Source organism: Aeromonas sp. HMWF017, from assembly GCF_003061465.1.
GTDB lineage: Bacteria > Pseudomonadota > Gammaproteobacteria > Enterobacterales > Aeromonadaceae > Aeromonas > Aeromonas veronii.
In genome coordinates this window covers 3,809-5,388 of the sequence record NZ_QAJD01000166.1, presented here as the reverse complement: position 1 = coordinate 5,388, position 1,580 = coordinate 3,809, and the positions used below count along the sequence as shown (strand labels likewise).

Here is a 1,580-nt window from a genome sequence, read left to right as displayed (position 1 = left end):
CAGATCGCCATCAATTTGGGTCTGCAGCTGGTCACGGCTCTGAATACTGGCAAAGTTACCCAACTGGGTCAGCCGAGCCAATTCCTTGTGATTGAGGTTCAGTCGTGACTGGATCGCTCGCTGCTGGCTTACCTCTGACGCCACCTGGGCATGCTGGGCGTCAATCTGATAGCTCAACGCCTGAGACTTACCGTTACTCTCCCAGTCCGCAAGGCTATAAATGGGCTGACCACGCGCAACGCGCTGATTATGCGCAACATAAATCTGATCTATCTGATGAAACTGGTTGATGCCTAGTAAGGGTCCCAACACCGCATGAGGTGCCTTGACCGTCGCCGAATCGGTAAAATCCACCGGAGCCAAATGGCGAGAGGTAGTCAACAAACCAAGCGCCAATAACGCGCCAATTGCGGTACTCCAAAAACCCGTTTTTAGGTTCCAAGGCAATATGTTCAGCTTGACCAGCAACCAGACGATCAGGATATAGGGCAGCAGGATCTCTTTCATGATGCCTCCCCCTCATGACGACCACGTCGAATACCATGGCCGATAATAAGGCTCATCCGCTCGCTCAGCACATCCCAACGGGCAAAGGCGATGATGACGGCAAGCACCCACCAGGTCTTGTCGATAAACAGTCCGCACAAGGAGAGCGCAAACACCAGGGTGATATGCACCGACTCAGACACCTTGGCACGATGCACAGCGATCTCATGCAGTTGCCACAGCAGATAGACCAGATAGAGGACTACATAGAGAGTGATCACAGTAATCACCCCCATAAAGATCTCGGAATCAAGCAGTACCATGATGGCTGGCAAAGCATGGTTGAACTTGGTCGCCTCAATTGGATAGATGTGGGCACCTTTCGAGAAGAAGACAACCAGAGCGACCGTGACCAATATAAACGTCAGGCGCCAAAGCCACCGCGCTAACGCAGAGGTTGATTGTGATGACATTTGATGTTGTTCCTTGAGTAACGGATGAGCAAACAAGTGGACCTCACGAGCCACCCAGCTAATAACGTGCCGGATCGGCGCAATGGGCAGAACGAAGAAGCCCCCAACCAGTGAAGGCTTGCAAGGCTCACAACTCAGAACTGGTGTTGCACACCGATGTTAAAGAAGTTCAGGTAGCTGTTGTTGTAGCTGCCGGACAAGTGCGGGCGACCGATCCCGTCCTGATCCACTGACATATCACCCAGCCAGGCCAGGGTATAGCTGGCTTCCACCTTGGTGACTGGGCTCAACTGATAACTGGCCCCCAGACCCCAGCGCCAACCAGAACCCACTGGAAGCATCACAGTACGGTACTCATCACTCACGGCACTACTGTCATAGCCAATTCCACTGCTCAAACGCAGTGCAGGGGTGACATCAACCTGTGCCCCCAGGCTGGCATGCCATGTATCCTTGTAATTCATATCAATGGTTTGGCTGCCCATGGCAGATGCCACACCGATATCGCCAAAACGGGACCACTGCTGCCAGTTGGCACTGGCCAGCAAGGCCCACTGGTCGTTGAGCTGATGATAGCCACTTAGCGTAATGGTCTGCGGAATCATGATCTCGACCCCTAGA

Annotated in this window: 2 protein-coding genes and 1 pseudogene; all 3 read right to left on the bottom strand. The window is 53.2% G+C overall.

Going from position 1 to position 1,580, the window contains the following annotated elements; translation table 11 throughout:
• Positions 1–507: pseudogene (locus tag DBR30_RS18380) on the bottom strand (HlyD family secretion protein); the annotation flags it as partial.
• Positions 504–902, bottom strand: a complete 399-nt coding sequence (locus DBR30_RS18375) for a hypothetical protein (protein ID WP_225315416.1) — start codon at positions 900–902, stop codon at positions 504–506. The pseudogene DBR30_RS18380 and the gene DBR30_RS18375, both read right to left, overlap by 4 nt.
• 191 nt (positions 903–1,093) lie before the next feature.
• The coding region (locus tag DBR30_RS22545; protein ID WP_258224497.1) for an OmpP1/FadL family transporter at positions 1,094–1,580 on the bottom strand (487 nt) is incomplete at its 5' end.